This window comes from Streptomyces sp. NPDC087859 (assembly GCF_044742595.1).
GTDB lineage: Bacteria > Actinomycetota > Actinomycetes > Streptomycetales > Streptomycetaceae > Streptomyces > Streptomyces canus_F.
Map to the genome: position 1 here is coordinate 24,800 of NZ_JBIUUU010000006.1, position 26,648 is coordinate 51,447.

At 70.9% G+C, this 26,648-nt stretch carries 24 protein-coding genes; 12 read left to right on the plus strand and 12 right to left on the minus strand.

Translation table 11 applies throughout. The features are described 5' to 3' along the window. Positions 1-95: 95 nt before the first annotated feature. Genes ACIOHP_RS15420 through tyrS form a run of 3 tightly spaced genes read left to right on the plus strand, consistent with a single transcriptional unit; the run spans position 96 to position 4,335 of the window. Positions 96-1,619, plus strand: coding sequence for a TldD/PmbA family protein (locus ACIOHP_RS15420; protein WP_361560594.1), 1,524 nt, complete (start codon positions 96-98; stop codon positions 1,617-1,619). After that, positions 1,616-3,010: a metallopeptidase TldD-related protein gene (locus ACIOHP_RS15425; protein ID WP_361560591.1), complete on the plus strand. Its 1,395-nt coding sequence runs from the start codon at positions 1,616-1,618 to the stop codon at positions 3,008-3,010. The genes ACIOHP_RS15420 and ACIOHP_RS15425 overlap by 4 nt, the downstream gene beginning before the upstream one ends. A gap of 56 nt (positions 3,011-3,066) precedes the next feature. Next, the gene (gene tyrS / locus ACIOHP_RS15430) at positions 3,067-4,335 is read left to right on the plus strand and encodes a tyrosine--tRNA ligase (RefSeq protein WP_361560588.1); all 1,269 of its coding nucleotides are present in this window, start codon (positions 3,067-3,069) and stop codon (positions 4,333-4,335) included. 60 nt (positions 4,336-4,395) lie between these two features. On the opposite strand, the gene ACIOHP_RS15435 is transcribed toward tyrS, so the two are convergent. After that, positions 4,396-4,674 (minus strand): GlsB/YeaQ/YmgE family stress response membrane protein, encoded by a 279-nt coding sequence (locus tag ACIOHP_RS15435; protein WP_361560585.1) that lies wholly within the window; start codon positions 4,672-4,674, stop codon positions 4,396-4,398. 244 nt (positions 4,675-4,918) lie between these two features. Here ACIOHP_RS15435 and ACIOHP_RS15440 point away from each other — a divergent pair, with 244 nt between their 5' ends. Together ACIOHP_RS15440 and ACIOHP_RS15445 are read left to right on the plus strand one after the other, a co-directional pair. Beyond that, positions 4,919-5,317: a DUF3099 domain-containing protein gene (locus tag ACIOHP_RS15440; protein WP_401887622.1), complete on the plus strand. Its 399-nt coding sequence runs from the start codon at positions 4,919-4,921 to the stop codon at positions 5,315-5,317. 215 nt (positions 5,318-5,532) lie between these two features. Continuing rightward, entirely contained in the window at positions 5,533-5,757 is a 225-nt protein-coding gene (locus ACIOHP_RS15445) for a hypothetical protein (protein ID WP_361487637.1), read from the plus strand. On the opposite strand, the gene moaA is transcribed toward ACIOHP_RS15445, so the two are convergent. From moaA to ACIOHP_RS15460, 3 genes are all read right to left on the minus strand, one after another. Then, complete coding sequence (moaA, locus tag ACIOHP_RS15450) at positions 5,754-6,743, minus strand: GTP 3',8-cyclase MoaA (RefSeq protein WP_401887625.1); 990 nt, start codon at positions 6,741-6,743, stop codon at positions 5,754-5,756. The genes ACIOHP_RS15445 and moaA overlap by 4 nt on opposite strands. Positions 6,744-6,933: 190 nt before the next feature. Then, positions 6,934-8,559, minus strand: coding sequence for a cation acetate symporter (locus ACIOHP_RS15455; protein ID WP_401887628.1), 1,626 nt, complete (start codon positions 8,557-8,559; stop codon positions 6,934-6,936). Continuing rightward, entirely contained in the window at positions 8,556-8,912 is a 357-nt protein-coding gene (locus ACIOHP_RS15460) for a DUF485 domain-containing protein (RefSeq protein WP_401887631.1), read from the minus strand. The genes ACIOHP_RS15455 and ACIOHP_RS15460 overlap by 4 nt, the downstream gene beginning before the upstream one ends. Before the next feature lie 332 nt (positions 8,913-9,244). Between ACIOHP_RS15460 and ACIOHP_RS15465 the strand changes: the two genes are divergently transcribed. The 5 genes from ACIOHP_RS15465 to ACIOHP_RS15485 all read left to right on the plus strand — a co-directional run bounded on the left by ACIOHP_RS15465 (position 9,245) and on the right by ACIOHP_RS15485 (position 15,338). Next, positions 9,245-10,774 (plus strand): S8 family peptidase, encoded by a 1,530-nt coding sequence (locus ACIOHP_RS15465; RefSeq protein ID WP_401887634.1) that lies wholly within the window; start codon positions 9,245-9,247, stop codon positions 10,772-10,774. A 52-nt stretch (positions 10,775-10,826) separates the two neighbouring features. After that, a complete protein-coding gene (locus ACIOHP_RS15470) occupies positions 10,827-12,338 on the plus strand; it encodes a S8 family peptidase (RefSeq protein ID WP_401887637.1) in 1,512 nt (503 codons plus the stop codon). A gap of 73 nt (positions 12,339-12,411) precedes the next feature. Beyond that, positions 12,412-12,903 carry a hypothetical protein gene (locus tag ACIOHP_RS15475; protein WP_401887640.1) on the plus strand — a complete coding sequence of 164 codons (492 nt, stop codon included), beginning with the start codon at positions 12,412-12,414 and terminating at the stop codon, positions 12,901-12,903. A gap of 31 nt (positions 12,904-12,934) precedes the next feature. Continuing rightward, positions 12,935-14,230: a CoA transferase gene (locus ACIOHP_RS15480; RefSeq protein WP_401887642.1), complete on the plus strand. Its 1,296-nt coding sequence runs from the start codon at positions 12,935-12,937 to the stop codon at positions 14,228-14,230. A 100-nt stretch (positions 14,231-14,330) separates the two neighbouring features. Further along, positions 14,331-15,338: a CopD family protein gene (locus ACIOHP_RS15485; protein WP_401887645.1), complete on the plus strand. Its 1,008-nt coding sequence runs from the start codon at positions 14,331-14,333 to the stop codon at positions 15,336-15,338. A 16-nt stretch (positions 15,339-15,354) separates the two neighbouring features. Here ACIOHP_RS15485 and ACIOHP_RS15490 read toward each other — a convergent pair whose 3' ends face one another. The 8 genes from ACIOHP_RS15490 to ACIOHP_RS15525 all read right to left on the minus strand — a co-directional run bounded on the left by ACIOHP_RS15490 (position 15,355) and on the right by ACIOHP_RS15525 (position 23,028). Next, positions 15,355-16,398: a zinc-dependent alcohol dehydrogenase family protein gene (locus ACIOHP_RS15490; RefSeq protein ID WP_401887648.1), complete on the minus strand. Its 1,044-nt coding sequence runs from the start codon at positions 16,396-16,398 to the stop codon at positions 15,355-15,357. A 36-nt stretch (positions 16,399-16,434) separates the two neighbouring features. Next, positions 16,435-17,094, minus strand: coding sequence for a lysoplasmalogenase (locus tag ACIOHP_RS15495; protein WP_401887651.1), 660 nt, complete (start codon positions 17,092-17,094; stop codon positions 16,435-16,437). Next, the gene (locus ACIOHP_RS15500; RefSeq protein ID WP_401887653.1) at positions 17,091-17,957 is read right to left on the minus strand and encodes a sterol desaturase family protein; all 867 of its coding nucleotides are present in this window, start codon (positions 17,955-17,957) and stop codon (positions 17,091-17,093) included. The genes ACIOHP_RS15495 and ACIOHP_RS15500 overlap by 4 nt, the downstream gene beginning before the upstream one ends. A 113-nt stretch (positions 17,958-18,070) precedes the next feature. Next, positions 18,071-18,781 carry a VIT family protein gene (locus ACIOHP_RS15505; protein ID WP_361553696.1) on the minus strand — a complete coding sequence of 237 codons (711 nt, stop codon included), beginning with the start codon at positions 18,779-18,781 and terminating at the stop codon, positions 18,071-18,073. Between the two features lie 46 nt (positions 18,782-18,827). Continuing rightward, positions 18,828-20,054 (minus strand): amidohydrolase family protein, encoded by a 1,227-nt coding sequence (locus ACIOHP_RS15510; protein WP_401887656.1) that lies wholly within the window; start codon positions 20,052-20,054, stop codon positions 18,828-18,830. After that, a complete protein-coding gene (locus tag ACIOHP_RS15515; RefSeq protein WP_401887658.1) occupies positions 20,051-21,337 on the minus strand; it encodes an amidohydrolase family protein in 1,287 nt (428 codons plus the stop codon). The genes ACIOHP_RS15510 and ACIOHP_RS15515 overlap by 4 nt, the downstream gene beginning before the upstream one ends. 9 nt (positions 21,338-21,346) lie before the next feature. Beyond that, a complete protein-coding gene (locus tag ACIOHP_RS15520; RefSeq protein WP_401887660.1) occupies positions 21,347-22,231 on the minus strand; it encodes an SDR family NAD(P)-dependent oxidoreductase in 885 nt (294 codons plus the stop codon). Next, positions 22,231-23,028 carry an acetoacetate decarboxylase family protein gene (locus ACIOHP_RS15525; protein WP_361487678.1) on the minus strand — a complete coding sequence of 266 codons (798 nt, stop codon included), beginning with the start codon at positions 23,026-23,028 and terminating at the stop codon, positions 22,231-22,233. Before ACIOHP_RS15525 ends, ACIOHP_RS15520 begins: the two co-directional genes overlap by 1 nt. A 100-nt stretch (positions 23,029-23,128) precedes the next feature. Between ACIOHP_RS15525 and ACIOHP_RS15530 the strand changes: the two genes are divergently transcribed. Both ACIOHP_RS15530 and ACIOHP_RS15535 read left to right on the plus strand, forming a co-directional pair. After that, positions 23,129-23,734: a TetR/AcrR family transcriptional regulator gene (locus ACIOHP_RS15530; protein ID WP_401887663.1), complete on the plus strand. Its 606-nt coding sequence runs from the start codon at positions 23,129-23,131 to the stop codon at positions 23,732-23,734. 148 nt (positions 23,735-23,882) lie between these two features. After that, entirely contained in the window at positions 23,883-26,477 is a 2,595-nt protein-coding gene (locus tag ACIOHP_RS15535; protein ID WP_401887665.1) for an MXAN_6230/SCO0854 family RING domain-containing protein, read from the plus strand. The last annotated feature ends 171 nt before the right edge of the window (positions 26,478-26,648 follow it).

Sequence of the window (26,648 nt, forward strand, 5' to 3'; positions counted from 1 at the left end):
GAAGACGGCGACCACGCACGGAAACGTATGGTCCCCGGACCTGCGCACACGACATGATCGGAGTCCACAGGTCACGAGAGCAGGGAGATACCTCGGTGCCTCATTCCATCGACGAAGCCTTCACAGCGCTTCCCCTACGCGCCTTGGCCGACGCCGCGCTGGCACGCGCGCGTGCGCTGGGCGCCGAGCACGCGGACTTCCGGTTCGAGCGGGTGCGCAGCGCGTCCTGGCGGCTGCGGGACGCCAAGCCCGCGGGGTCGTCGGACACCACCGACCTCGGGTACGCGGTGCGGGTCGTGCACGGCGGCACGTGGGGTTTCGCGTCGGGCGTGGATCTGAGCATGGACGCGGCGGCGCGGGTCGCCTCGCAGGCCGTGGCGATGGCGAAACTGGCCGCCCAGGTGATCAAGGCGGCGGGTTCGGACGAGCGCGTCGAGCTCGCCGACGAGCCGGTGCACTCGGAGAGGACATGGATCTCGTCGTACGAGATCGATCCGTTCACCGTGCCGGACGAGGACAAGGCCGGGCTGCTGGCGGACTGGAGCGCGCGGCTGCTGGCGGCGAACGGGGTCAACCACGTCGACGCGTCCCTGCTGACCGTCCACGAGAACAAGTTCTACGCCGACACCGCCGGGACCGTGACCACCCAGCAGCGGGTTCGGCTGCACCCGTCGCTGACCGCGGTGTCGGTCGACGAGTCGAGCGGCGAGTTCGACTCCATGCGGACCATCGCGCCGCCGGTCGGACGCGGCTGGGAGTACCTGACGGGCACCGGCTGGGACTGGGACAGCGAGCTCGAGCAGATCCCGGAGCTGCTCGCCGAGAAGATGCGGGCGCCCAGTGTCGAGTCGGGGGTGTACGACCTGGTCGTCGACCCGTCCAACCTGTGGCTGACGATCCACGAGTCCATCGGCCACGCCACCGAGCTGGACCGCGCCCTCGGCTACGAGGCGGCCTACGCCGGCACCTCCTTCGCCACCTTCGACCAGCTCGGCAAGTTGCGGTACGGCTCCGACCTGATGAACGTGACCGGCGACCGCACCGCCGAGCACGGCCTGGCGACCGTCGGCTACGACGACGAGGGCGTGGCGGGCCAGTCCTGGGACCTGGTGAAGGACGGCACGCTCGTCGGCTACCAGCTGGACCGGCGGATCGCGAAGCTGACCGGCTTCGAGCGGTCCAACGGGTGCGCGTTCGCCGACTCCCCCGGCCATGTGCCCGTGCAGCGCATGGCCAACGTCTCGCTCCGGCCGGACCCGGCCGGGATGTCGACGGAGGACCTGATCGGCGGGGTCGACCGGGGCATCTATGTCGTCGGTGACCGGTCCTGGTCGATCGACATGCAGCGCTACAACTTCCAGTTCACCGGTCAGCGGTTCTTCAGGATCGAGAACGGCCGGATCACCGGCCAGCTGCGGGACGTCGCCTACCAGGCGACCACCACCGACTTCTGGGGCTCGATGGCCGCGGTGGGCGGTCCGCAGACATATGTCCTCGGGGGCGCCTTCAACTGCGGCAAGGCCCAGCCGGGTCAGGTCGCGGCCGTGTCGCACGGCTGCCCGTCGGCCCTCTTCAAGGGCGTCAACATCCTCAACACGACCCAGGAGGCCGGTCGATGAGTCCTCGTACGAACAAGCCGCACGAGATCGTCGAACGTGCCCTGGAGCTGTCCACCGCCGACGGGTGTGTCGTCATCGCCGACGAGCAGTCCACGGCGAACCTGCGCTGGGCCGGCAACGCGCTCACCACCAACGGTGTCACCCGCACGCGTAACCTCACCGTGATCGCGACGGTCGACGGCAAGGAGGGCACCGCCTCCGGAGTCGTCTCACGGGCCGCGGTGACCGTGGACGAGCTGGAGTCCCTGGTGCGGGCCGCCGAGGCCGCCGCGCGCGGTGCGGCGCCCGCCGAGGACGCGCAGCCGCTGGTGACGGGCGTACCGGCGTCCCCCGACTTCACGGACGGGCCCGCCGAGACCTCCTCCGCGGTGTTCGCCGACTTCGCGCCGGCGCTCGGCGAGTCCTTCGCACGCGCGCGTGCGGGCGGCCGCGAGCTGTACGGCTTCGCCAACCACGAGCTGGTCTCCAGCTACCTCGGTACGTCGACGGGTCTGCGCCTGCGGCACGACCAGCCCAACGGGACGCTGGAGCTCAACGCCAAGTCGCCGGACCGTACGCGCTCGGCGTGGGCCGGCCGCTCCACCCGGGACTTCAAGGACGTCGACCCGGCCGCGCTGGACGCCGAGCTCGCCGTACGCCTGGGATGGGCCGAGCGCAAGCACGACCTGCCCGCCGGGCGGTACGAGACGCTGCTGCCGCCGACCGCCGTGGCGGACCTGCTGATCTACCAGATGTGGTCGGCGTCGGGCCGGGACGCGGCCGAGGGCCGGACCGTGTTCTCCAAGCCCGGCGGCGGCACCCGGCTCGGTGACCGGCTGACCGAGCTGCCGCTGACCCTGCGCAGCGACCCGAACGAGCCGGGTCTGGAGTCCTCGCCCTTCGTGCTCACGCACTCCTCCGGCGGTGACTCGTCGGTGTTCGACAACGGGCTGCCGCTGACGGCCACCGAGTGGATGCGGGCGGGCGAGCTGAGCAGCCTGCTGACCAGCCGGCACAGCGCCGGGCTGACCGGGCTGCCGGTGGCGCCGGGCATCGACAACCTGATCCTGGACGGCGGCGAGGACCGCTCCCTGGAGGAGATGGTCGCGAACACCGAGCGCGGGCTGCTGCTGACCTGCCTCTGGTACATCCGCGAGGTCGACCCGGCCACGCTGCTGCTGACCGGCCTGACCCGCGACGGCGTCTACCTCGTCGAGAACGGCGAGGTCACCGGAGAGGTCACCAACTTCCGGTTCAACGAGTCGCCGGTGGACCTGCTGGGCCGGGCCACGGAGGCCGGGCGCACGGAAAAGACGCTGCCGAGGGAGTGGAGCGACTGGTTCACTAGGGCTGCGATGCCGGCCCTGAGGGTGCCGGACTTCAATATGAGCTCTGTCAGTCGGGGCGTATAACCTCGTAGCTGGTTGTCACCCGACCGCCGAAGATCATCCAAGGAGATACGAGAACCGTGACGGACATCGTCGACGAGCTGAAGTGGCGCGGGCTCATCGCCCTCTCCACTGACGAGGACGCATTGCGCAAGGCGTTCGCGGACGGCCCCGTCACGTTCTATTGCGGGTTCGACCCGACCGCGCCCAGCCTCCACCTCGGCAACCTCGTGCAGATCCTGACGATGCGCCGGATCCAGCAGGCGGGCAACCGTCCGCTGGGCCTGGTGGGCGGTGCGACGGGTCTGATCGGCGACCCCAAGCCGACCGCGGAGCGGACGCTGAACTCGCCGGACGTCGTCGCCCAGTGGGTCGAGCGGCTCCGGGCGCAGATCACCCCGCTGCTCGACTTCGAGGGCCCGAACGCCGCGATCATGGTCAACAACCTGGACTGGACCCAGGGGCTGTCGGCCATCGAGTTCCTGCGGGACGTCGGCAAGTACTTCCGGGTCAACAAGATGATCGCGAAGGAGGCCGTCGCCCGGCGGCTCAACTCCGACGCGGGCATCGGCTACACGGAGTTCAGCTACCAGATCCTCCAGGGCATGGACTTCCTGGAGCTGTTCCGCAGGCACGGCTGCACGCTCCAGACCGGCGGCAGCGACCAGTGGGGCAACCTCACCTCGGGCACCGACCTGATCCACCGGGTCGAGCCCGACGCCGTCGTGCACGCGCTGGCCACGCCGCTGATCACCAAGGCCGACGGCACCAAGTTCGGCAAGACGGAGTCCGGCACGGTCTGGCTCGACCCGGAGATGACCACGCCGTACGCCTTCTACCAGTTCTGGCTGAACGCGGACGACCGGGACGTCTCCAAGTTCCTGCGCATCTTCAGCTTCCGCTCCCACGACGAGATCGAGGAGCTGGAGAAGCAGACCGAGGAGCGTCCGCAGGCCCGTGCCGCGCAGCGCGCACTGGCGGAGGAGCTGACGACGCTGGTGCACGGCGCCGACCAGACCGCCGCCGTGGTCGCCGCGAGCCGTGCGCTGTTCGGTCAGGGCGAGCTGGCGGACCTGGACGAGAAGACGCTCACGGCGGCCCTCTCCGAGGTGCCGCACATCCAGGTCGCCGAGCTCGGCCCCGTCGTGGACCTGCTCGCCGAGGTCGGCCTCGTGGCCAGCAAGTCCGCCGCGCGGCGGACCGTGAAGGAGGGCGGGGCCTACGTGAACAACGTGAAGGTCGCGGCCGAGGACGCGGTTCCCGCCAAGGAGGACCTGCTCCACGGTCGCTGGCTGGTGCTGCGCCGGGGCAAGAAGAACCTGGCGGCGGTCGAGGTCACGAGCGCCTGAGCACACGGCGAGAGGGGCGGTCTCCCGTGCGGGAGGCCGCCCCTCTCGGCGTGGGTGCTCTCAGGTCCGCTGTTTCCTCTTGCCCAGCGTCGCCATGTACAGCATGTCGCCGACGCCCACGATGATGATCGCGGCGACCAGCTGGAAGGCGTGGCGGCTCCAGTCGATGCCGGAGGTCTCGTCCACGCCTGCGGCACGCGCGATCGCGTTGCCCGCGAGGGCGCCCAGCATGCCGAAGATGGTCGTCAACCACAGCGGGCTGTGCTGCTTGCCCGGGAGGATCGCCTTCGCGATCAGGCCCAGCACGAATCCCACGATGATCGCCCACAACCAGCCCATGGCTGCCTCCTAGTACGGCTCGACGTGAGCATTACGCCCAGTGTCGGCGCATGCACTGTACGGCGCATGTCGAGTCAGCCGTACGCGCTACGGCGCAGGTCGTTCGCCTGGCAGGGAGGTGCCCCGGTCTCGTAGGCGGCGCAGGCGCGGCGTAACGTAGGACGTGTCCGGGCCCGGAACCTCTGCCGGGGGCGGAGTGGGTACGGGCCGGGGAGAGTCCGATACGGGCGGATGGTGGAATGTGATGCGGAAGCAGCATGCGGCAGGCAACGCCCAGGTTTTCCGGATCACCGGAGCCCGTCAGGGGCTTCAGGACGATGTGCGCGGCCGGCAGCGGCGGTATGTGATCTCGATGGCCGTGCGTACGGCGTCGGTGATCCTCGCGGTCTCGCTCTGGAACGTCGAACGGCACGTCGCCATCGTCGCGTTGGTGCTGGGGGCTCTGCTTCCCTACGTCGCGGTGGTGATCGCCAACGCGGGACGGGAGAACGCGCCGTCCCTGCCGTCGACGTTCGTGACCGCGCCGCTGCCTCCGATGATCACACCGCCGAGTGCTCCGAAGGGCTCCGCGGAACCGTTCCCGGAAGACGCCGTGGGCGATGCGGAGGCGGGTGCACGGGGCGAGCCGCGCGAGCGGACGTGACCTCGGCGGAGGGCCCGAATCCGGAAGTTTCCTCCGCACCAAGCTCAAGAAAAGCTCAGATCAATCATGTTGTTCCAGTGCCGGGCGACGGGTTACCCGTGACATACTTCCTACGCGCTCCGCATCCCCCGTCGGAGCGACAGACCGACGCCGGGCAGCTCCCCCCGTGGCTGCTCGGCGTCGCCTTTGTTCACGGCACTTTGTGAGACGAAACAGTGAGTGAAGAGACCGCCCCGATCTGCTCCGCGAAGGGCTGCCGCCTGGACGCCGTGTGGGTGCTCGCGTGGAACAACCCGAAGATCCACACGCCGGAGCGCCGAAAGACGTGGCTGGCGTGTGAGGAGCACCGGGAGCACCTGTCCCAGTTCCTCGGTGTACGGGGGTTCTTGAAGGACGTCGTCCTGCTGAAGGAGTGGGAAGCGCAGGGCCGGCTTCCCTAGCCGCCGATCGCGGACATCGGGCGGTCCGGCTGGACGAAGGTCGGGTCGTCGAGGCCCGCGCCCGCCTTCTTGCCCCACATCGCGACCTTCCAGATGCGGGCTATCTCCTCGTCCGGGGCTCCCGAGCGCAGGGCCGCGCGCAGGTCGGTCTCCTCGGTGGCGAACAGGCAGGTGCGGATCTGGCCGTCGGCGGTGAGGCGGGTGCGGTCGCAGGCGGAGCAGAACGGGCGGGTGACCGAGGCGATGACGCCCACGACGTGCGGGCCGCCGTCCACCAGCCAGCGTTCGGCGGGGGCCGAGCCGCGTTTTTCGGAGCCTTCCTCGGTCAGGTCGAAGCGGGTGCGCAGGGAGGTGAGGATGTCGCCTGCGGTGATCATGCCGTCGCGCTTCCAGCCGTGCTGGGCGTCCAGGGGCATCTGCTCGATGAAGCGCAGTTCGTAGTCGTGCTCCACCGCCCAGGCCAGCAGGTCGGGGGCCTCGTCGTCGTTCAGGCCCGGCATCAGGACCGAGTTGACCTTCACCGGGGTCAGGCCGGCCTCGCGGGCGGCGTACAGGCCCTCGAGGACGTCGTGGTGGCGGTCCCGGCGGGTGAGGGTCTTGAAGACGTCCGGGCGCAGGGTGTCCAGGGAGACGTTGACCCGGTCCAGGCCCGCGGCCTTCAGGGCGGTCGCGGTGCGCTTGAGGCCGATGCCGTTGGTCGTCAGCGACATCTGGGGGCGGGGCTCCAGGGCCGCGACCCGCTCCACGATGCCCACCAGGCCGGGGCGCAGCAGCGGCTCGCCGCCGGTGAAGCGGACCTCCTGGATGCCCAGTGAGGTGACCGCGATGTCGATCAGGCGGACGATCTCGTCGTCGGTGAGCAGATCGGGCTTGGCCAGCCACTGCAGGCCCTCCTCGGGCATGCAGTACGTACAGCGCAGATTGCACCGGTCGGTCAGCGAGACTCTCAGGTCGGTGGCCTGCCGGCCGTAGGTGTCGATGAGCACGTGGGCCCCCTCCCTCGTCTGCGGAACACTGTCGGAACACTGTCGGAGCACTCGAGGAGCACTCGTTTCCCGTCACCTGCGAGCCTACGTGACCCGACTGACATCGACAGTGCCCGATCCCACGAGGTAAGACGCGGCCGCGTCGTAGAGACCTACGACGCGGCCGGTCACAGAGCGCTGTGCGGCGGACTCAGTGGGCGCCGGTGCCGGTCAGGGACCGGACCTCCAGCTCCGCGTACTTGCCGGCGTCGGGCTCCTCCTTGGACAGGACGGTGCCGAGCCAGCCCATCGCGAAGCCGAACGGGATGGAGATGATGCCCGGGTTCTTCAGCGGGAAGTAGGCGAAGTCGACGTCCGGGAACATCGCCTTCGGGTCGCCGGAGACGACGGGCGAGAACAGCACCAGGCCGACGGCGACGATCAGACCGCCGTAGATCGACCACAGCGCGCCCTGGGTGGTGAACTTCTTCCAGAACAGGCTGTAGAGGATCGTCGGCAGGTTGGCGGACGCGGCGACCGCGAAGGCCAGCGCGACCAGGCCGGCCACGTTGAGGTCACGGGCGAGGGCGCCCAGGCCGATGGCCGCGGCACCGATGAAGACGGTCGCCACGCGGGCCGCGCGGACCTCCTCCTTGCCGGACGCCTCGCCCTTGCGGATGACGTTGGCGTAGATGTCGTGCGCGAACGAGGACGACGAGGCGAGGGTCAGACCGGCGACCACGGCGAGGATCGTCGCGAAGGCCACCGCCGAGATCGTCGCCAGCAGGATCGCGCCCCACGTCGAGTCGACGCCGCCCAGGTGCAGGGCGAGCAGCGGGGCCGCCGTGTTGCCGGACGGGTTGGATTCGATGATCTCCTTCTGGTCGATCAGCGCGGCGGCGCCGAAGCCGAGCGCGATCGTCATCAGGTAGAAGCCGCCGATGATGCCGATGGCCCAGTTCACGGACTTACGGGCGGCCTTGGCGTTGGGCACCGTGTAGAAGCGGATCAGGATGTGCGGCAGACCCGCCGTGCCGAGCACCAGGGCGATGCCCAGGGAGATGAAGTCCAGCTTGGAGGTGCCGGTCGCGCCGTACTGGAGACCGGGCTCCAGGAAGGCGGAGCCCTTGCCGCTCTTCTCGGCGGCCGTGCCGAGCAGGTCGGAGATGTTGAAGTTGAACTTCAGCAGCACCAGGAAGGTGATCAGGATCGTGCCGCTGATGAGGAGGACGGCCTTGACCATCTGGACCCAGGTGGTGCCCTTCATGCCGCCGATCGAGACGTACACGATCATCAGGATGCCGACGAGGGCGACGATGGCGACCTTGCCCGCGTCGGAGGTGATGCCGAGCAGCAGCGAGACGAGGACGCCCGCGCCGGCCATCTGGGCCAGCAGGTAGAAGATCGAGACGACGATCGTGGAGGTGCCGGCCGCGGTACGGACCGGCCGCTGGCGCATGCGGTACGCCAGTACGTCACCCATGGTGTAGCGGCCGGAGTTCCTGAGCGGCTCGGCGACCAGGAGCAGCGCCACCAGCCAGGCGACCAGGAAGCCGATGGAGTACAGGAAGCCGTCGTAGCCGAAGAGGGCGATGGCGCCGGCGATGCCGAGGAACGAGGCGGCCGACATGTAGTCGCCGGAGACCGCGAGACCGTTCTGGAAGGCGCTGAACTGGCGTCCGCCGGCGTAGAAGTCGGCGGCGTCCTTGGTCTGGCGGCCCGCCCACACAGTGATGACCAGGGTCGCGACGACGAACACCGCGAAGAGGCTGATGATCAGTGGTCGGTGCTCGCCGGCCTCTCCGGCCGCGAGGACACTCTGCTGCGCGATGCTCATGCGTCGCCCTCCATACGGGACTTGATCGCCTCGGCCTTGGGGTCGAGCTTCGCGGCGGCGTGCCGGGAGTACCACCAGGCGATGACGAACGTGGTGACGAACTGGGCGATGCCGAGGACGAAGGCGACGTTGATGTTGCCGAACAGCTTGGTGCCCATGAAGTCGCCGGCGAAGTTCGACAGCAGGACGTACAGCAGGTACCAGGCGATGAAGCCGACGGTCAGCGGAAAGGCGAAGGAGCGGTAGGAGTGGCGTAGTTCACCGAACTCCGCACTCTCCTGCACCGCGGTGAACTCATCGGTGCTGGGGAGTTTGTGTTGCTCTTTCGAGGGGGGCGGTGCGTCGGTAGCCACGGAGTCTCCTCGCGTTGCGGGTGCTGTTGCCACGGTGGACGGGGACGGGGACGGGTCTGGGTTCGGGGACGGGTTCGGTACGACGGACATGTGACGGCTCTGTTCCTCGCGGTGACCAGGGGGCTCGATCGTGCTCGTGCTCCCTGTCCAACGTCACGGCGGCACACGAGGAGCGGTTCAACTGCCCGGGCTTCTTTCCGAAGTCACCTCGGGTAGGTCATTGCTGGCCAGCGACTTCGCGGGATAGCTTCGCCATGCACCACCCGTCATGTACCTGCCCGAGCACCACCTGTGTTCGGGCGGTTCTCGTTTCCGGATGATGTGGAGACCCCATGCCTCATCTGCGTTCCAGACGTCGGCTCGCGCTCGCCGTGCCGGTCGTTCTCTCGCTGACCGCCTCGCTCGGCTTCCTGCCGGCGGCCGCCTCGGCGGCCCCGTACGCGGCGCCGGCCACGCAGGCCGCGGACGCGCCCAACCTGTCGTACGTGGTCAACACCAAGGTGGACCGCAAGACGATCGAGTCGGTGAAGAAGGCCGTCGTCGCCAAGGGCGGCACCGTCGTCATCACGTACGCGAAGATCGGCGTGATCGTCGTCCACTCGGCCAACCCCGACTTCGGCGCACAGATACGCGCGGTGCGCGGCGTGCAGTCGGCGGGGGCGACGCGCACCTCGGCGCTCACTCCCGCGAGCACCACGGACGAGGGCGCGGCCCAGATCCTGACGAAGGAACAGGCCGAGAAGATCGAGAGCGCCTCCGCGGCCGACGCGGAGAGCGAGCCCCTCGAGGCCGACCAGTGGGACCTGCGGGCGATCGGCGCGGACAAGGCCGCGCAGATCAACCCGGGCAGCAAGAAGGTGACCGTCGCCGTCATCGACACCGGCGTCGACGACACCCACCCGGACATCGCGCCGAACTTCTCGGCCTCGCAGTCGGCCAACTGCGACGGCGGTGTCGCGGACACCACCGAGGGCGCCTGGCGGCCGTACACCGTGGACGACTACCACGGCACGCACGTGGCCGGTGAGATCGCCGCCGCCCGCAACGGCATCGGTGTGGCCGGTGTCGCGCCCGGCGTGAAGGTCTCGGCCATCAATGTGACCGACCCGAGCAACGGCCTCTTCTACCCGGAGAGCGTCGTCTGCGCGTTCGTGTTCGCCGCCGACCACGGCGTCGAAGTCACGAACAACAGCTACTACGTGGACCCGTGGCTGTACAACTGCCTCGACGACCCCGACCAGCGGGCCATCGTCGACGCGGTCAACCGGGCCTCGCTGTACGCCCAGAAGAAGGGCACGCTCAACCTGGCGTCGGCGGGCAACTCCAACGACGACCTCGACTCGGACGCCCTGGTCGACGACAGCAGCCCCGACGACTCCACGCCGGTGACGCGCACCATCGACCCGCACGAGTGCTTCGACGTGCCGACCCAGCTGCCGGGTGTCGTGACGGTCAGCGCCACGGGCGTGCAGAACCTGAAGTCGTACTACTCCTCGTACGGTTACGGCGTCGTCGACATCGCGGCCCCGGGCGGTGACCGGCTCTACCAGATCCCGGACACGCCGTCGAAGAACGGCCGCATCCTGTCGACCATGCCGAACAACTCGTACGGCTTCCTGCAGGGCACCTCGATGGCCTCCCCGCACGCCGCGGGCGTCGCCGCGCTGCTGAAGTCGACGCACCCGAAGGCGTCCCCGGCGCAGTTGCAGGCGCTGCTGAAGGCGCAGGCGAACAACCCCGGCTGCCCGGCCTCCTACGACCAGGACGGCGACGGCACTCAGGACGCGACCTGTGTCGGGGGCAAGCGGGTGAACGGGTTCTACGGCTACGGCATCGTCAACGCGCTGCGCGCGGTCAAGTAGCCCGCAGAGCACCCGCACGGTCCGCTCGTACCGCGAACGAACTGGAGACAGCATGACAGCGCCTGACCCGCGCTTCCGCCGTGCGCTGGCCATTCCGATGGGGATGGCCATGGCGACGGCACTCGCGTTCCTGCCGAACGTCTCGGCATCCGCGGCGGAGGAGTCCCCCGCGGCCGACGCGACCTCGCTCAGCTATGTCGTCAACGTCAGCCCCGGACACGGGCCTTCGAAGCATGTGCGGAAGGCGATCTCCAAGGCCGGCGGCACGATCGTCACGTCGTACGACCGGATAGGCGTGATCGTCGTCCACTCGGCGAACCCCGACTTCGCCAAGGTCGTGCGCACGGTGCGCGGGGTGGAGTCGGCCGGCAACACCCGTAACGCGCCGCTGCCCGCGCAGTCGACGACCGACGTGGGTACGCCGAAGGTGCTCGCCGCCGAGGACCTCGCGGATGTCGACGCCGTCGAGGGACAGGACCCGCTGGAGCCCCTGCAGTGGGACCTGCCCGCCATCAAGGCGGACAAGGCGCACGAGAAGTCGCTCGGCAGCAGCAAGGTGACCGTCGCCGTCATCGACACCGGTGTCGACGACACGCACCCGGACATCGCGCCGAACTTCGACCGTGCCGCATCGGTCAACTGTGTGACGGGCAAGCCGGACACGACCGACGGGGCGTGGCGGCCGACCACGGGTGAAAGCCCGCACGGCACGCATGTGGCCGGTGAGATCGCGGCCGCCAAGAACGGCGTCGGCATGACGGGTGTCGCGCCCGGTGTGAAGGTGTCCGGCATCAAGGTGTCCACGACGGCCGGCTACTTCTACACGGAGGCCGTGGTCTGCGGCTTCGTGTGGGCGGCCGAGCACGGCGTCGATGTGACGAACAACAGCTATTACACCGATCCGTGGTACTTCAACTGCAAGAACGACCCGGACCAGAGGGCGCTCGTCGACGCCGTCTCCCGGGCCTCGCGGTACGCGGAGAAGAAGGGCGCCGTCAATGTCGCGGCGGCCGGCAACGAGAACTACGACCTCGCGGCCGACGAGATCACCGACCCGGTCTCCCCGAACGACGCCACGCCCTCGGACCGGGTCATCGACCCGTCGGAGTGCCTTGACATCCCGACCCAGCTGCCGGGTGTCGTGACGGTCGCGGCGACCGGGGCGAAGGGCATCAAGTCGTCCTTCTCCAACCATGGTCTGGGTGTCATCGACATCGCCGCGCCCGGCGGCGACTCGACCCGCTTCCAGACCCCGGCCCCGCCGGCCACCAGCGGCCTGATCCTGGGCACGCTGCCGGGCGGCGGCTGGGGCTACATGGCCGGTACGTCGATGGCCTCGCCGCATGTCGCGGGCGTGGCCGCGCTCATCAAGTCGACGCACCCGAAGGCCTCCCCGGCCCTGGTGAAGGCCCTGCTGTACGCGGAGGCCGACGCGACGCCGTGCACCGACCCGTACGACATCGACGGCGACGGGAAGGTCGACGCGGTGTGTGAGGGGCCGAAGAACTACAACGGCTTCTACGGGTGGGGTACCGCGGACGCGCTGGACGCGGTGACGAAGTAGCACCTACGCGCGCGTGAGGGGCCGGACGGATCCGCCGTCCGGCCCTTTCGTGTGATGCGGCAGGATCGCCGGCATGGATGGCTACGAAGATCCCGCGACCTGGACACCCGAACCGGTCCGGTCCAGAGGGGTGTTGGCCCTACGCTTCATCGGGACCGTGTTGTTCCTGCCGGCGTTGTACGTGTTCTGGCTGGCGGCTGTCGTCGTTCTCGTCGTCGTCAGCACCTTCACGGAGGCGATCGCCTCGGTCAGCATGGACCGCGCGATCGAGCGCATCCGCCGCCTGCCTTCCTGGTGTGTGAGCTGGCCGGAGCTGCGGCACGAGGGCGACTCGGCGTACTACAGGGCACGTGTCGACAAGGTGGTCGCCGGTTGGACCGCGCGCGCCTCGGCCCCGCGCACTCCGAAGAAGACGCTGCCGCCGGTCGAGTGCGCGATACCGCTGCGTGACTACCGCGCTGTGGGCGGGCAGTACGTCGCCCAGGTCGCCCTCGCCCAGGGGTGGGAGCTGCGGCCCACGGACGTGCGCAAGGAGGTGCGTCTCTGGTGGTCCGCCGCTTCTTAGCTTGATTGAATCAATACTGCATAGTGAAGTCATGACCGGAGTCAAGTCCAAGGGCGTTCTGCAAGCGCGGCTTCCCGTACGGGAGCTGGCCCGTGCCTGCGTCGAGAGGTGTGCGCGGGCCGCCGCCGAGCTGGGGGCGCGGCGGGCCGGGCTCGGCGAGGTGCCCTCCGTGCGGGTGGACGACGGGGCTGTCGCCACGGCGTTCGTCAGCGAACGGCATCTGTTGATCAATGGCCGGGCCCCGGTCAACTTCGCGCCCCTGTCCAGGTTCTGGCGCACGGCCGACGGCTGGGTGCGGACGCACGCCAACTATCCGCACCACCGGGAGCGGTTGCTCGAGGTGATGGGTCCGCCGCACTCCCTCGAGGCGGCCTTCGCCGAGCGTTCCGCCCTGGAGATCGAGGAGGCCGTGTACGCGGCCGGGGGCCTCGCCGTCGCGCTGCGGACACCGCAGGAGTGGGCGGCGCATCCTCAGGCCGTGGCGGTGGCCGAGCGGCCGTTGGCCGAGCGCGGCCGGCTCGACTCCGCACGCGCACGTGCGTTCACACCGCTCGACGGGGCTCCCCTGCTGCCCGCCGCCGGACTGCGGGTCCTGGATCTGACCCGGGTGATCGCGGGCCCGGTCGCCACCCGCACGCTCGCCCTGCTCGGCGCGGACGTACTGCGCCTGGACGCGCCCCGGCTGCCCGAACTCCCCGACCAGCATGCCGACACGGGCTTCGGGAAGCGGTCGGCGACGCTGGACCTGACGGCCGACCGGCGGACCTTCGAGGAACTGCTCGCGGCGGCGGACGTGGTCGTCACCGGATACCGGCCGGGCGCGCTGGACCGGCTCGGGCTGTCGCCGCGGGCGCTGGCGGAGCGACGGCCGGGCATCGTCGTGGCGCAGTTGTCGGCCTGGGGCGCGTACGGGCCCTGGCGTGAGCGGCGCGGGTTCGACAGTCTCGTGCAGGTGGCGACCGGCATCGCGGCGGTGGAGGGGTCGGTGGAGCAACCGGGGGCACTGCCCGCACAGGCCCTCGACCACGGCACGGGGTATCTGCTGGCGGCGGAGGTGCTGCGGGCGCTGACCGAGCAGTCGGACGAGGGCGGCAGCCGGTTCGTACGGCTGGCACTGGCGCGGACGGCGGAGTGGCTGATGAACGGCATCGCGGGCGATTCCCCCGGGGATGCTTCGCACGACGGGCCCGATGCCTGGCTCGCCGAGACCGACAGTGGCCTCGGGCGGCTGCGGTACGCCCTGCCGCCGGTCTCCTTCGCGGGCGGGCCGACGGACTGGGCGCGGCCACCGGGGCCATGGGGGGCGGATCCCGCGCGGTGGGCGTGAGCGGCGGCCGACCGGAAGACGTATCCCTGGGCGGAATGCCGTACCGCCAGTTGTTCTCCCGGACTTGCCCCGTTCTGCGACAGCTGGTGAAGATCACGAGGTGACCTTGACAAGACCCACGGCCGGGGCCTCCGACGCGACCGGGCCCTCGCCACGCTCCGGTACCGGCAGGGCTGTCGCCCTCCTCGTGCTGGTGGCGCTCGGCGCGCTGATCCCGCTGCTGGGCCCGTCCGCCGCGCTGCACGGCACCGGGGAGGCCGCGGCGCCCGGCACAGGCGGCATCGCGCTGCTGCGGGCGGTGCTGTTCGCGGCGCTGTGCGTCCCCGTGGGCGAGCTCTTCGTGAACCGGCTGGCCCGTACCCTGCCCGGCGCTCCCCCGGCCGCGCCGCGCAGCTGGGCCCCGTACGCGGCCGCCGCCGGTTTCGTCGCCGCCCTGGGGCTCGCCTCGGTGGTGGCGACCGGCAACCTCGTGCCGCACAGCCTCGCCGAGATCGACATGGGCGGCCTGTACGCGTCCCGGGACGGCAAGCTCGCGCTCGTCGAGGTCAACGCGTTCCTCGTGGCGGGCCTGTGCGCCCGCTCGGCCCGCCCCGCCGCACAGGTCCTGCCGTCGGTCGCGGTCGTCGTGGCGGAGGCTCTGCGGGCGCATCCCACGACCGAGCAGAGCCCGTTGGTCGGGTCGGGGCTGACCCTGGTGCATCTGACCTGTGCGGCGCTGTGGGTGGGCGGGCTGCTGTACGCGCTGCGGACGCTGCGCCGGTGGGGGCCGACGGACGCGGGTGCGGCTCTGCTGGGCCGCTACGCGCGCGTGGCCGTCGTCCTGCTCGCCGTGATCACCGCCACCGGGGTGTGCAGCACCCTGCGCCGGATGCCGCCGGGCACGGTCCTGCACCAGCTGACGGCGACCGCGTTCGGGCGGGTGCTGCTCGCCAAGGTGCTGCTCGTGGCCGTGGTCGCCGCGCTCGCCCTGTGGGCGCGGTTCCGGCTGCGCCGGGCGCCCGACCCGCTGACCGCCTGCTCCCCCGCTCGGGCGGAGGTCGTCGCGCTGGGCGTGGTGGTCGTGGTGTCGGGGCTGCTGACGGCGCTGCCGGTGCCGATCCGCTGGTGAACCGCCCTGGGGAGGGTCAGTCGGCGACGAGCACCTTGAGGGCCGTCCGCTCGTCCATCGCCTTGTAGCCGGCCGGGACGTCCTCCAGACCGAGGGTCAGGTCGAAGACGGGCGACGGGTCGATGGTGCCGTCCAGGACGTCGGGCAGCAGCTCCGGGATGTACGCGCGGACCGGCGCGACACCGCCGCGCAGCGCGATGTTCCGGTCGAACATGACGCCCAGGTCGATCCCGGTGCCGCTGCCGTGCGGCACGCCCACCCAGCCGACGGTGCCGCCGTCGCGGGTGATGTCGACCGCGGTGCGCATCGACTGCTCGGTGCCGACGGCCTCGACGACGGCATGCGCGCCCTGGCCGCGGGTGAGTTCACGAACGGCCTCGACCGCCGCGTCCCCGCGCTCGGCGATCACGTCGGTGGCGCCGAAACGGCGGGCGATGTCGGTACGGGCCCGGTGACGGCCGAGCGCGATGATCCGTTCGGCGCCCAGCCGCTTGGCGGCGAGCACCGCGCACAGGCCGACGGCCCCGTCGCCGACGACGGCGACCGTGGCACCCGCGCGGGCTCCGGCGCCGAGGGCGGCGTGGTGGCCGGTGCCCATGACGTCGGACAGGCTCAGCAGGGCGGTCAGCAGTCGGTCGTCGGAGGCCGCGTCCTTGGGCAGTTGGACGAGGGTGCCGTCGGCGAAGGGCACGCGCACGGCCTCGCCCTGGCCGCCGTCGTAGCCGACGGAGCCCCAGAAGCCGCCGTGCTCGCAGGAGGTGTTCAGTCCCTCGCGGCAGTAGTCGCAGACGCCGTCGGACCACATGAACGGCGCGACGACGAGGTCGCCGCGGCGAACGGTGCCCACCTCGGAGCCGGTCTCCTCGACCACGCCGAGGAACTCGTGCCCGATGCGCTGCCCCGGCTGCCGCGTGGCCGTGCCGCGGTATGCCCACAGGTCGCTGCCGCAGATGCAGGAGCGCAGGACGCGGACCACCGCGTCGGTGGGCAGCTGCACCACGGGGTCGGGCACGTCCTCCACGCGCATGTCGAAGGGGGCGTGGATGGTGGTGGCGCGCATGGCGAGGATCCTTCTCGTCTGTGGTGGTACGTGCGCTCAGGGGGTGGTCGGGCGCACTTCACCGTACGCCGACTCCCGCGGCCGTCGCTCGCCGAGTACGCCGGTGACCAGCAGTGACTGCGCGGCGATATAGGTGAGCATGATCCACAGGTCCGGCCGGGGCGGCTGGGGCCACTCCGCGACGCCGGTCGCGATGAGACTGTCGGAGAGCACGAAGAGCGCGCCGCCGAGCCCGGCGAGAAGTCCGAGCCGGGTGGCGGCCGTGTACGCCATGGCGGTGAGCAGCAGGCTGTAGCCCGCGACGGGGACGCGCAGGTCGGCGGGCAGGTCGGACCAGAGCAGGGCGACGCCGGTGCCGAGGACGACGGCGTAGGCGGGGGCGAGGAAGGCACCGCGCGCGCGTGGCTCGTCGTACGGCCTGAAGAGCGCGAGGTAGCAGACGTGCCCGGCGGCGAAGCAGCCCATCCCGGCGAGGAAGGCGGGCTCGGCGTCGATGAGGAGCAGGGTGTCGCCGCCCCAGCCGCACAGCAGGGCGGCGATCAGGAGCCGGGGTGCGCCGCGGGACGCCGCGTATGCGGCGAGCAGCGGCATCAGGAGGGGCTTGGCGACGGTGTGCCCGACGTCCCATCCGGCCGCCAGGGAGGCGAGGTCGACGACGGCCGTGAGGGCGAAGGCTGCTGCGAGCGGGCGTCTCACGCGGCCACGGTCTCCTCGGCCGGTTCCGCCACCGTCGCCGGCTTCCACCCCGGCCCCCGGAACACCCGCCCCGCGCGCTCGCGCCAACTGTGCGCCGCCTTGATGTCCTTGACGATCGAGACGTACTCATGAGTGGCGACCTTGATCGGGTTGAACGTGTTGATGTTCTTGGTCAACCCGTAGACAGGCCGTTCGGTCTCGGCGACGAACGACCCGAAGAGCCGGTCCCAGACGATGAGGATGCCGCCGAAGTTGCGGTCCAGATAGCCGCCCTGGGAGGCGTGGTGGACCCGGTGGTGGGAGGGCGTGTTGAACACGAACTCGAACCATCGGGGCATCTTGTCGATGCGCTCCGTGTGGATCCAGAACTGGTAGACGAGGTTCGCCGAGGAGCAGAAGGCGAGGGCCGCGGGGTGCACACCGGCGGCGATCAGGGGCACGTAGAACGGCCACACCGTGAGCGTGGTCCACGGCTGGCGCAGGGCGGTGGTGAGGTTGAACTTCTCGCTGGAGTGATGGACCACGTGGCAGGCCCACAGGATGCGGATGACGTGGTGGCCGCGGTGCGACCAGTAGTAGAAGAAGTCCTGCGCGAGCAGCATCAGCGGGACGGTCCACCACAGCACGGGGACGCGCAGGGGGGTGAGTTCGTGGATCGCCGTGTAGATGGCGACGATCGGGATCTTCCAGAGGAAGTCGAAGGCGAGGCTTCCCAGCCCCATGCCGACGCTGGTCGCGGCATCCTTCGTCTCGTATCCGGCGGCATCCTCGTCGGGATGGATCCGGACGCTGATCACCTCGACCACGGTGAGCAGCACGAAGGCGGGTATCGACCACAGCACGACATCGGGCAGGTTCGGCATGTTGGCACCGTAGAACCGCTGGTCGGCCGCGGCTAGACGTTGTTACTGACAAGTATTACAGCGAGTACGCGCTTACTTGTTGGCGATCTCCACCAAAGCCACCACCGGCGGTTTCAGACTCCGGCCGCCCCCAGCAGCGTCCCCGCCGCATACGTCACCCCCATCGCCAATGCCCCGCCCGCCACGTTCCGCAGCGCCGCGCGGACCGGGTCGGCGGCGCCGAGGCGGGCGCTGCTCCAGCCGGTGAGGACGAGAGCGGCGAGGGAGGACAGGACGGTGACGGCCAGCCGCCAGTCGGTGGGCGGGAGGACGATGGCGAGGAGCGGGAGCAGGGCGCCGACCGTGAAGGACAGGAAGCTCGCCCACGCGGCGTGCCAGGGGTTGGTGAGCTGGTCGGGGTCGATGCCGAGCTCCACACGCGCGTGGGCTCTCAGAGCGTCCCGCTCCGTGAGCTGGACGGCCGCCTCGCGGGCCACGTCCCGGGACAGGCCCCGGTCCTGGAGGAGTTCGGTGAGCTCCTCCAGTTCGGCCTCGGGCTGCTCGCGCAGTTCCCTCTTCTCGACGGCGAGGGCGGCCTTCTCGGAGTCCCGTTGGGTGGAGACGGAGACGTACTCCCCGGCCGCCATCGACATCGACCCCGCGAGGAGTCCCGCGAGGCCCGCCGTCAGCAGGGCCGAGCGGTCGTCCGTGGCGCCGGCGACGCCGACGACGAGGCCCGCGGTGGACACGATGCCGTCGTTGGCTCCGAGGACAGCCGCCCGCAGCCAGTTCAGCCGCTCGGCGAGGGCGCCGCCGTGGGCCTCGTCATGCGTGGGTTCGGTCACAGACGGGAGGATCGCACCCCGGGCGCCCTCCGGTCCGCACCGACGCTCACCAGACCCGTACCGACGCTCCCTTCGCGAACACCGGGCTCGTCGCGTCCGCCGGTGGCTCGGTGAGCGGCTCGGCGATCTCCTCGACCGTCGGGCCCACCTTCGCCGCGATGGGGTCGAGGAGGTCCAGGTCGAAGCCGTACACGCGCGCGGCGTTGCCGCCGACCATCGCGGCGACCTCCGCGCGGGGCACGCGCGCGTACGCGAACCTCAAGGCTTCGCGCGAGTACGGATACGTCCCCTCGTCGTGCGGATAGTCGCTGCCCCACATGATCTTGTCGATGCCGATCCGGTCACGCAGCGGCACCTCGTGCGGGCGCATGAAGCTGGCGCCGACGAAGCAGTGGTCGCGCCAGACCTGGGAGGGCGCGTCGCCCATGCGGGCGGCGAGGCCCGCGCCGAACTTGGACTCCGCCGTGGACGCCCTCGTCGCGGCGGCGACCAGGCGCCCGTGGTAGTAGTCCAGCATCTCCAGCACACCCGGGATCCACCCCGATCCCTGTTCGGTGAGCACGAGCCTCAGCTCCGGGTGACGGCGGAAGGCACCGCCGAACACCAGGTGCCACAGCGCCCGGTGCGAGAACCAGGTCGTCTCGACCATGAAGACCGCGCGCGCCGCCGGTTCCTCGCCGAGCGGCGGGGAGGCCGAGCCCGCGTGGTGGTTGACGGGGACGCCCAGTTCCGCGCAGACGGCCCAGATGGGGTCGTACGCCGACGAGTAGAGCTCCGGGAGACCGCTGCCCGGCGGTGTGCCCGGCAGCAGCAGGCCGCCCTTGAGGCCCGCTTCGACGGACCGGCGGATCTCCTTCACCGCCTCCTCGACGTCGTTGAGCAGGATCTGGAAGACGCCCGCCCGCCGCCCCGGTGCCGCCGCGCAGAAGTCCGCCAGCCAGCGGTTGTGGGCGCGCAGACCGGCCCAGCGGCGCTCGAACTCCCCGGCGTCCGGTGCGGGCGCCATGAGCGAGCCGGACGGGAAGAACGGCGGGATGGTGTTGGGGAACACCACCTCGGCGACGATCCCGTCCTCCTCCAGCTCCGCGAGCCGCCGCTCGGAGTTCCAGTTCTTGTCGGCGGTGTCGGCGAGCAGGTCCTCGTAGGGATTGACGTACGTCGCCGCCCACGCGTCGAACTCGTCGTGGTACCGCCGTTCCAGATAGGTCTTGTAGTCCAGCAGGTCGGCGCCCGCGTGGCAGTCGGCGGAGATGACCGTGTAGCGATCGGTCACGGCGTCACCCCCAGGGCCGGGAAGTCATGGCCCGTCAGCCAGTGCCGGCCGACCTCGCGCGAGCGCGCCCAGGACGCCTCCACGGCCCCCTGGTCGGCGGGCTGGCCGAGCTCGGCGGGGGTGGGGCCGATACGGCGGGCGAGCGGGGCCAGCTTCGCCACGTCGAAGCCGAAGACCTCCGCCGCGGCCAGCCCCAGCATGCGGCGGGTCTCCGCGACCGGGATGTCGTGGAAGGTGCGCCCGAGCCACGCGCGGGTGTCGGGCCAGGTGCCCTCGGGGTGCGGGAAGTCGCTGCCCCAGAGGATGTTGTCGACGCCGATCTCGTAGCGCTGGGCGAGTTCGCGGCGTTTGGTGTTGGTCGCGCAGATGAAGACCTGCCGGTCGAGGTACTCGTGGGGCGGACGCCTCACCTGCTGGAAGGGCGAGAGCTTCTTGCCGCCGTGTGCGCCGAGGTAGAGGCGGTCCATGAACCACAGCAGGTTCGGCAGCCACCAGCAACCCGACTCGGCGACACCGAACCTCAGTCCCGGATGGCGTTCGAAGACGCCCGACCAGAGCATGAACCACAGTGGCCGCGCGGGCCACCAGGTGACCTCGGAGACGAAGATCCCGAGGTGGTCGCCGTACTCGTGGCGCGGCGCGGCGCCGGAGTGGGTCATCACCGGCATCCCGCATTCGGCGGCCGCCGCCCACACCGGGTCGTAACGGTGGTCGTGGTAAGGCTCCTTGTCGACCCACATGGACGGGATCATCAGCGCGCCGAGTCCGGACTCCTTGGCCCGGTACACCTCGGCGACGACCCGCTCGGTCGGAGCCGTGACCGGCAACAGGGCCACCCCGCAGTGCCGTTCGGGGTGCTCGGAGACGAACTCGGCCAGCCAGCGGTTGTGCGCCCGCGCGCCCGCCATGCCGAGCTCCGGGTCGTGATCGCCGGAGAGCCCGAGTCCCACCCCGAAGGGCGCGGCGGTCTGGCTGTCGACCGCGTCGGCGTCCGGGAAGACGACCTCGGCGGCCACCCCGTCGCCGTCGAGCTCCTTCAGCCGCTGCGCGGTCTCCCAGCCCCCGCGCAGGCCCTCCTCGTTGTCCTGGAACCACTTGTTCGCGAACGCCTCGTTGCGGATACCGAGCCGGGTCATCTCCTCGCGGCGCCGGTCGCGCCCGGCGAGGAAGTCGTCGAACTCCCGGTGGAAGCGGGAGTCCAGATAGGGCCGGTACTCCTCGGTGGGCAGTCCGGCGTGGCAGTCGGAGGAGATGATCAGGTACGGGTCGTCCTGGTCAGTCATCGCAGCCCCTCAGTCCAGGATGAAGCTCTCTAGGTACGACGGGTCGGCGCGGTCGAGCATCGACTGCGCCCGCGCCCTGATCTGGGCGTCACTGTGCTCGCTCGGCGGCAGCATCCAGAAGCGGTCCGCGCGGATGCCGTCGACCACGGCCTCGGCCACCTCCTCCACCGGCGTGAACTCCACCTCCCGGCCCGCCTCCTTCATCGCGGCCTCCCACTGGTCGAGGCTGCGGTACGGCGTCCGGCGCGGCCGTTCCTTGGCGTACCGGTCGGGCCGGTTGCGGTGCGACTCCCACAGGCCCGTGCGGAGCATGTGCGGGCCGGGGAAGAGGACGGAGGCGCCCACGCGTGCGTGCTCCGCCTTGAGGTGGGCGTACAGGGACTCGGTCATCGTCACGACGGCCGCCTTGGTGACGGCGTACACGGAGGCGGTGGGCAGCGGGGCGATACCGCCGTCACCGGAGGACGTGTTGACCACATGACCGGGCTGACCCGACGTGATCATGTGGGGCACGAACGCCTGGATGCCGTGGAAGACACCCCACACGTTGACGGCGAACGCCCACTTCCAGTCGTTCGGCTCGTGCTCCCACATCCGGCCCTCGGCGCCCGAGCCGACCCCGGCGTTGTTGCACAGCACATGGACGGCCCCGTACGTCTCGTAGGCGAAGTCCGCCAGCTCCAGGACCTGTTCACGCTCACCGACGTCCACCACCCGCGCGCGCACGTCCGCACCGTCCGCGCGAAGGCCCGTCACAGCCTTCTCCAGGGCGCCCTCCTCGACGTCCGCGAGAACGACCTTGAGCCCTTCTGCGGCGAACCGCCGGACCATCGCGAGGCCGATGCCGCTCGCCGCGCCGGTCACCACGGCGACCTGACCTTCCCGGAGGTCCATCACGCACTCCCCTCGGGAGGCGCGTCGAGGACCTGCGCCGGATCGTCGTAGCGCTGATGGATGTACGGCAGCAACGCCCGCGCGTCGACCCGCTCGACCACCTTGCCCCGCTGGTCGCTGGTCTTCTCGCCGATGGTGATCTCGACGAGGCGGCACACCGGGAGGTCGGCGACCGGGTCGTACATCGACTCGCGCAGGACGACGTCGCCGGTGATCCGCTCCAGCTTGCGGACCTTCTCGTTGCGCACACAGCGCACGAGCACCGGGTCGGAGTCGAAGCCCGAGCCGTCCACGGCGGGCAGGAACTTGAAGTAGAAGTCGGTCTTGCGGACCGGTTCCGGCAGCGGCAGCTCGCCGGCGACCGCGCCGCGCACCTCGGCGAAGGCGATGCCGTGGCGGGCGAGGAACGCCCGGACGATCAGGCCGTCGCGCTCGACGACCACCTCGCCGAGCTTCTTGGGTTCACCGAAGACCTCGCGGCCGCCGACGAGGGCCCGTTCGTGGGTCATCGGCATGACGAGGGGATACCAGCCCTCGACGCCGTCATGGGCCGCGGCGACCGCGAACGAGCCCGCGCCGAGCGGATATCCGGGCAGGTCGACCTTGCTGATGTTCACCCGGGCCAGCGGCCGGTCCGTGGGTTTCAGAGGGGGTGGCAGGACCGCCGCGAGCGCGTCCGGGTCGGTCTCCCAGACCGCCACCACACCGGTGGACCAGATGTCGGGGAGCCTGGAGCTCGCGGTGCGCGCGGCGGCGATCTCCGCCTCGGTCCGTGCGCCGTACCGTACGCGTGCCATGTCGTACCGCCCTTCTTCTGATGGGCCGTCACCTGTAACACAGTTACAGCACTCGTCCCGCAGGGTAAATAGGCATGCACGAGCCGGACTTGGGGGCAGCATGGCGAGAGCGTCGCTCACCCGGGACGAGGTCCTGGACACCGCCGCGAACCTGGTGAGGCAGCACGGCCCCGAGGCGCTGACGATGCGCAAGCTCGCCGCCGAACTGGGCACCGCCGTGACCTCGATCTACTGGCATGTCGGCAACCGGGAGTCCTTGCTGGACGCGCTCGTGCAGCGGACCGTGGCCGACCTGGGCGAGTTCCGGCCGGTCGGGCGCACCCCGGCCGAGCGGGTCGTCTCGCTGGCCCGCATCCTGCGCCGGCGGCTGCGCGCCCATCCGCATCTGATCGCGATGGCACACGAACGCGGCCTGACCGAACGGATGTTCCTGCCCGCGCGGGAGGCGCTGGCGCGGGAGGTGCACGCGGCCGGGCTGCGCGGCGCCCGGGCGGCGGAGGCGGTGCGGGCGGTGCAGTTCCAGGTCGTGGGCTTCGTCCTCGTCGAACGCAACCGGGAGCGCGCGCCCGTGCAGCGGCCCGCGCAGGAGACGACCGCCTACGACGACCCGGGGCTCGCCCGTGCCTTCGCGCGGCCGGTTAACGAGGAGCGGCTGTTCGTCACGTCCGTGCGGGCGTTGACGCGATCACTGCTCGAAAACAAATGAGTGGCGCCGTACGGATGTGCTCTCCTACATTCGTGATCGCGGGGGCGGCTCCGCAAGCGTGCTTCCTTCTCCCTTTCCGACGCTGACAGCGCGCTCACTCCCCGCCCCTCGCCCTCTTCCTCTCTTCCTTCCCGCCGGGGGCCTCCGCTTGTCCGTACTGTCGTCCGTGCTGCTCCGCCGCCTTCGTACCGTCTACGTCGACCAGGCCGGGCCACGCCCGGGCGACCCGTCGACGACGCAAGGGCTCGTCGCGCTCGAAGCCGAGCTGCTGGACCGGGGATTCGCACCGACGGCGGAGCTGCACGCGGCGCTCGCCTGGCTGGGACCCGCCGGGCTCGGGGACGCCGGCAGGCAGCTGGTCCGGCACATCGACGCCGAACTGGGCGCGGACCGCACCCATATGCCGATGTTCCGCAGCTTCCCGGCCTCGGTGCCGGACGACACGTTCCAGCTGTACGTCGACCGGATCTTCACCCTGCTGCTGCAGTGGCCGGCCCAGCCGTGTGTGCTGTGCGGCACGGTCGGCAGCGTGCACCCGGTGTCGCCGTGCGCGCATCTGGTGTGCCGGGAGTGCTGGGACGGCGCGGACTACGCGGGCTGCCCGGTCTGTCATCGCCGCATCGACCGGACCGACCCCTTCCTGAAGCCGCAGCATCCGCGCCACGAGCGCGAACTCGCCGTCGGCCCGCTGAAGTCGCTCGCCCTCGGAGTGGACGCGAAGGCGGACGCGGTCCGGGCCCTGCTGAAACTGCTGGCCCGTCGTACCCCGCTGCCGCCGCAGGACCGGGACGACGTGAAGATCCTGCTGGCGCACGCACCGGCCGACCTCGGCTGGTTCCCGGCGGACATCCCGGTGCGTCAGACCAAGGCGCTGGTCCTCGGCACGCTGCTGCTCGACCGGGACACGCGCGTGACGGCGACCGGGCTCCTCGCCACGCATCTGACGACCGCGACGGACGTGCTGCGGCTGCTGTGCGTGTGGTCGGGCGGCGAGTCCGATCTGCTCGACCCTCCCCGTATGCGCTCCCTGCCGCGCGCGCTGCGCCGACAACTGCTCGGCACACTCGACGGCCTGGCGATGCCGTCGCTGGTCGAGGACGTGCTGCGGCACCCGGGCGCCTGGAAGCGCGCCGCCGAGATCCTGCACCCCTACGAACAGCACGCCCGCCATCCCCGGGCCGCCCTCGCGTTCGCCGTCCTGCGTGCCACGGACACGTCCGAGGGCGCGCTCGGCGAGGCACTGCTGCGGACCGCCGCCGAACACCCGGACGCGGTGCGGGTCGACGGCGTCCGCGTCAAGCCGGCCACCTGGGCGGCGGGCGTCGAACAGGCGCTGCACGAGAAGGACATGGCGGCCGCCCTGGAGCTGCTCGCCCAGCGGCCGGGCGAACTGCTCCGCAGGCTCGACCATCTGCTGCGGCTGCGCGAACTCGACGTACTGCCGGAGGGGTTCGGGGACGTCCTGCGCCGTGTGCTGCCCAAGGCGGGGCCGGGTCCGCTGCTGGCGGCGCTCAGCCGGATGCGGATCCGTCATCTGCCGGGCGGGCGGCGGGTGTTCTTCCCGCGCGGTCAGGTCACCCACTCCTTCACGATCGACGACACGCGCGTGCCGCTGTCTTCGGAGGTGACGGGCGAGGTGTGCGCGCTGCTGGAGGCCGAGGCGCTGCGCCGCCTGGCCGACGGGCCTCGGCTCGACCTGGCCGTGCTGGACTCGGCGCTCACCGGTCTCGCGGTGCCGGCCGCCGAGAGCGCCGCCGCGAAGGCGCTCGTGACGGTGCCGCGCGGCAGCACCCAGCCGCTGCCCGAGGGGGAGGTCCTGCGGCTCTTCCTGCACTGGATGGAGCCCGCCGGCACCCGGGTGGACCTGGACCTGTCGGTGGCGCTGTACGACGAGGACTGGAAGTTCGCGGGTCTGTGCGACTACACCAACCTCGTGTACGAGGGCCGTTCGGCGGTCCACTCCGGTGATCTGGTCTCGGGGCCCGCGCCGGACGGGGCGACCGAGTACGTCGACCTGGACCTCGGCGCGCTCGCCGACCGCGGGGTGCGGTTCGCGCTGCCCGTCGTCTTCAGCTTCAACGACGTCCCGTTCGAGGCGCTCCTGGACGCCTTCGCCGGCTTCATGGCGCTGCCGTCCGCCGCTTCGGAGGACCGTGACGCGTCCTACGACCCGCGCACGGTCCGTCAGCGGTACGACCTGGTGGGCGACTCGCGCATCCACGTCCCGATGCTGGTCGACCTGGACCGCCGCACGTTCCTGTGGACCGATCTGCATCTGCCGGCCGCCGAGGGCTTCCACAGCCTGTATGCGCACGGGGCCGACCTGGGGCGGGTCGCCGAGGACCTGCATCAGTACTTCTCCTGCGGCCGTACGACCCTGTGGGACCTGGCCGTGTGGCGGGCGACCGCGCGGGGCGACGAGGTCGCGGTGGTACGGCGCGCGCCGCATCCGCGCGCGGTGGACGAGCTCTGGCACTACCGGCGGCACGTCGGGGAACCGGCCACGGAGTTCGCGGCACGCGTGCGTGCCCTGGAGCCGCCGGAGAGCCGGCAGCCGTCCGAGGACGCCGACGCCCTCGCGGGTGAAGCGGCCGCGAAGAAGCAGGTGTTCCTCGCGCTGGTCCACGGCGCAGTGGCCCCCGAGGGTGCGGCCGGGTCGGTGTACCGGCTGCTGCCGGGGCCCGTCGACGGCTGCGGTCTGGAGGCGCTGACGGCGGGGGACCTGGTGGCGGCGCTGGGGTGAGGGGGCGGGCCCGGCGAACAACTGCCGCGCTTCGGTACGGGATTGGTGGCCCTACGCGCGCGTGCGTACGGTTCCTCACGCCTTTGTACGAACTCACGGCACCGCCCGCCGCCGCACACGGGCCCCTCTCGGCCGGGTGCGCGCGGCGCTGTCAGTGAGGGCCCGTATCCT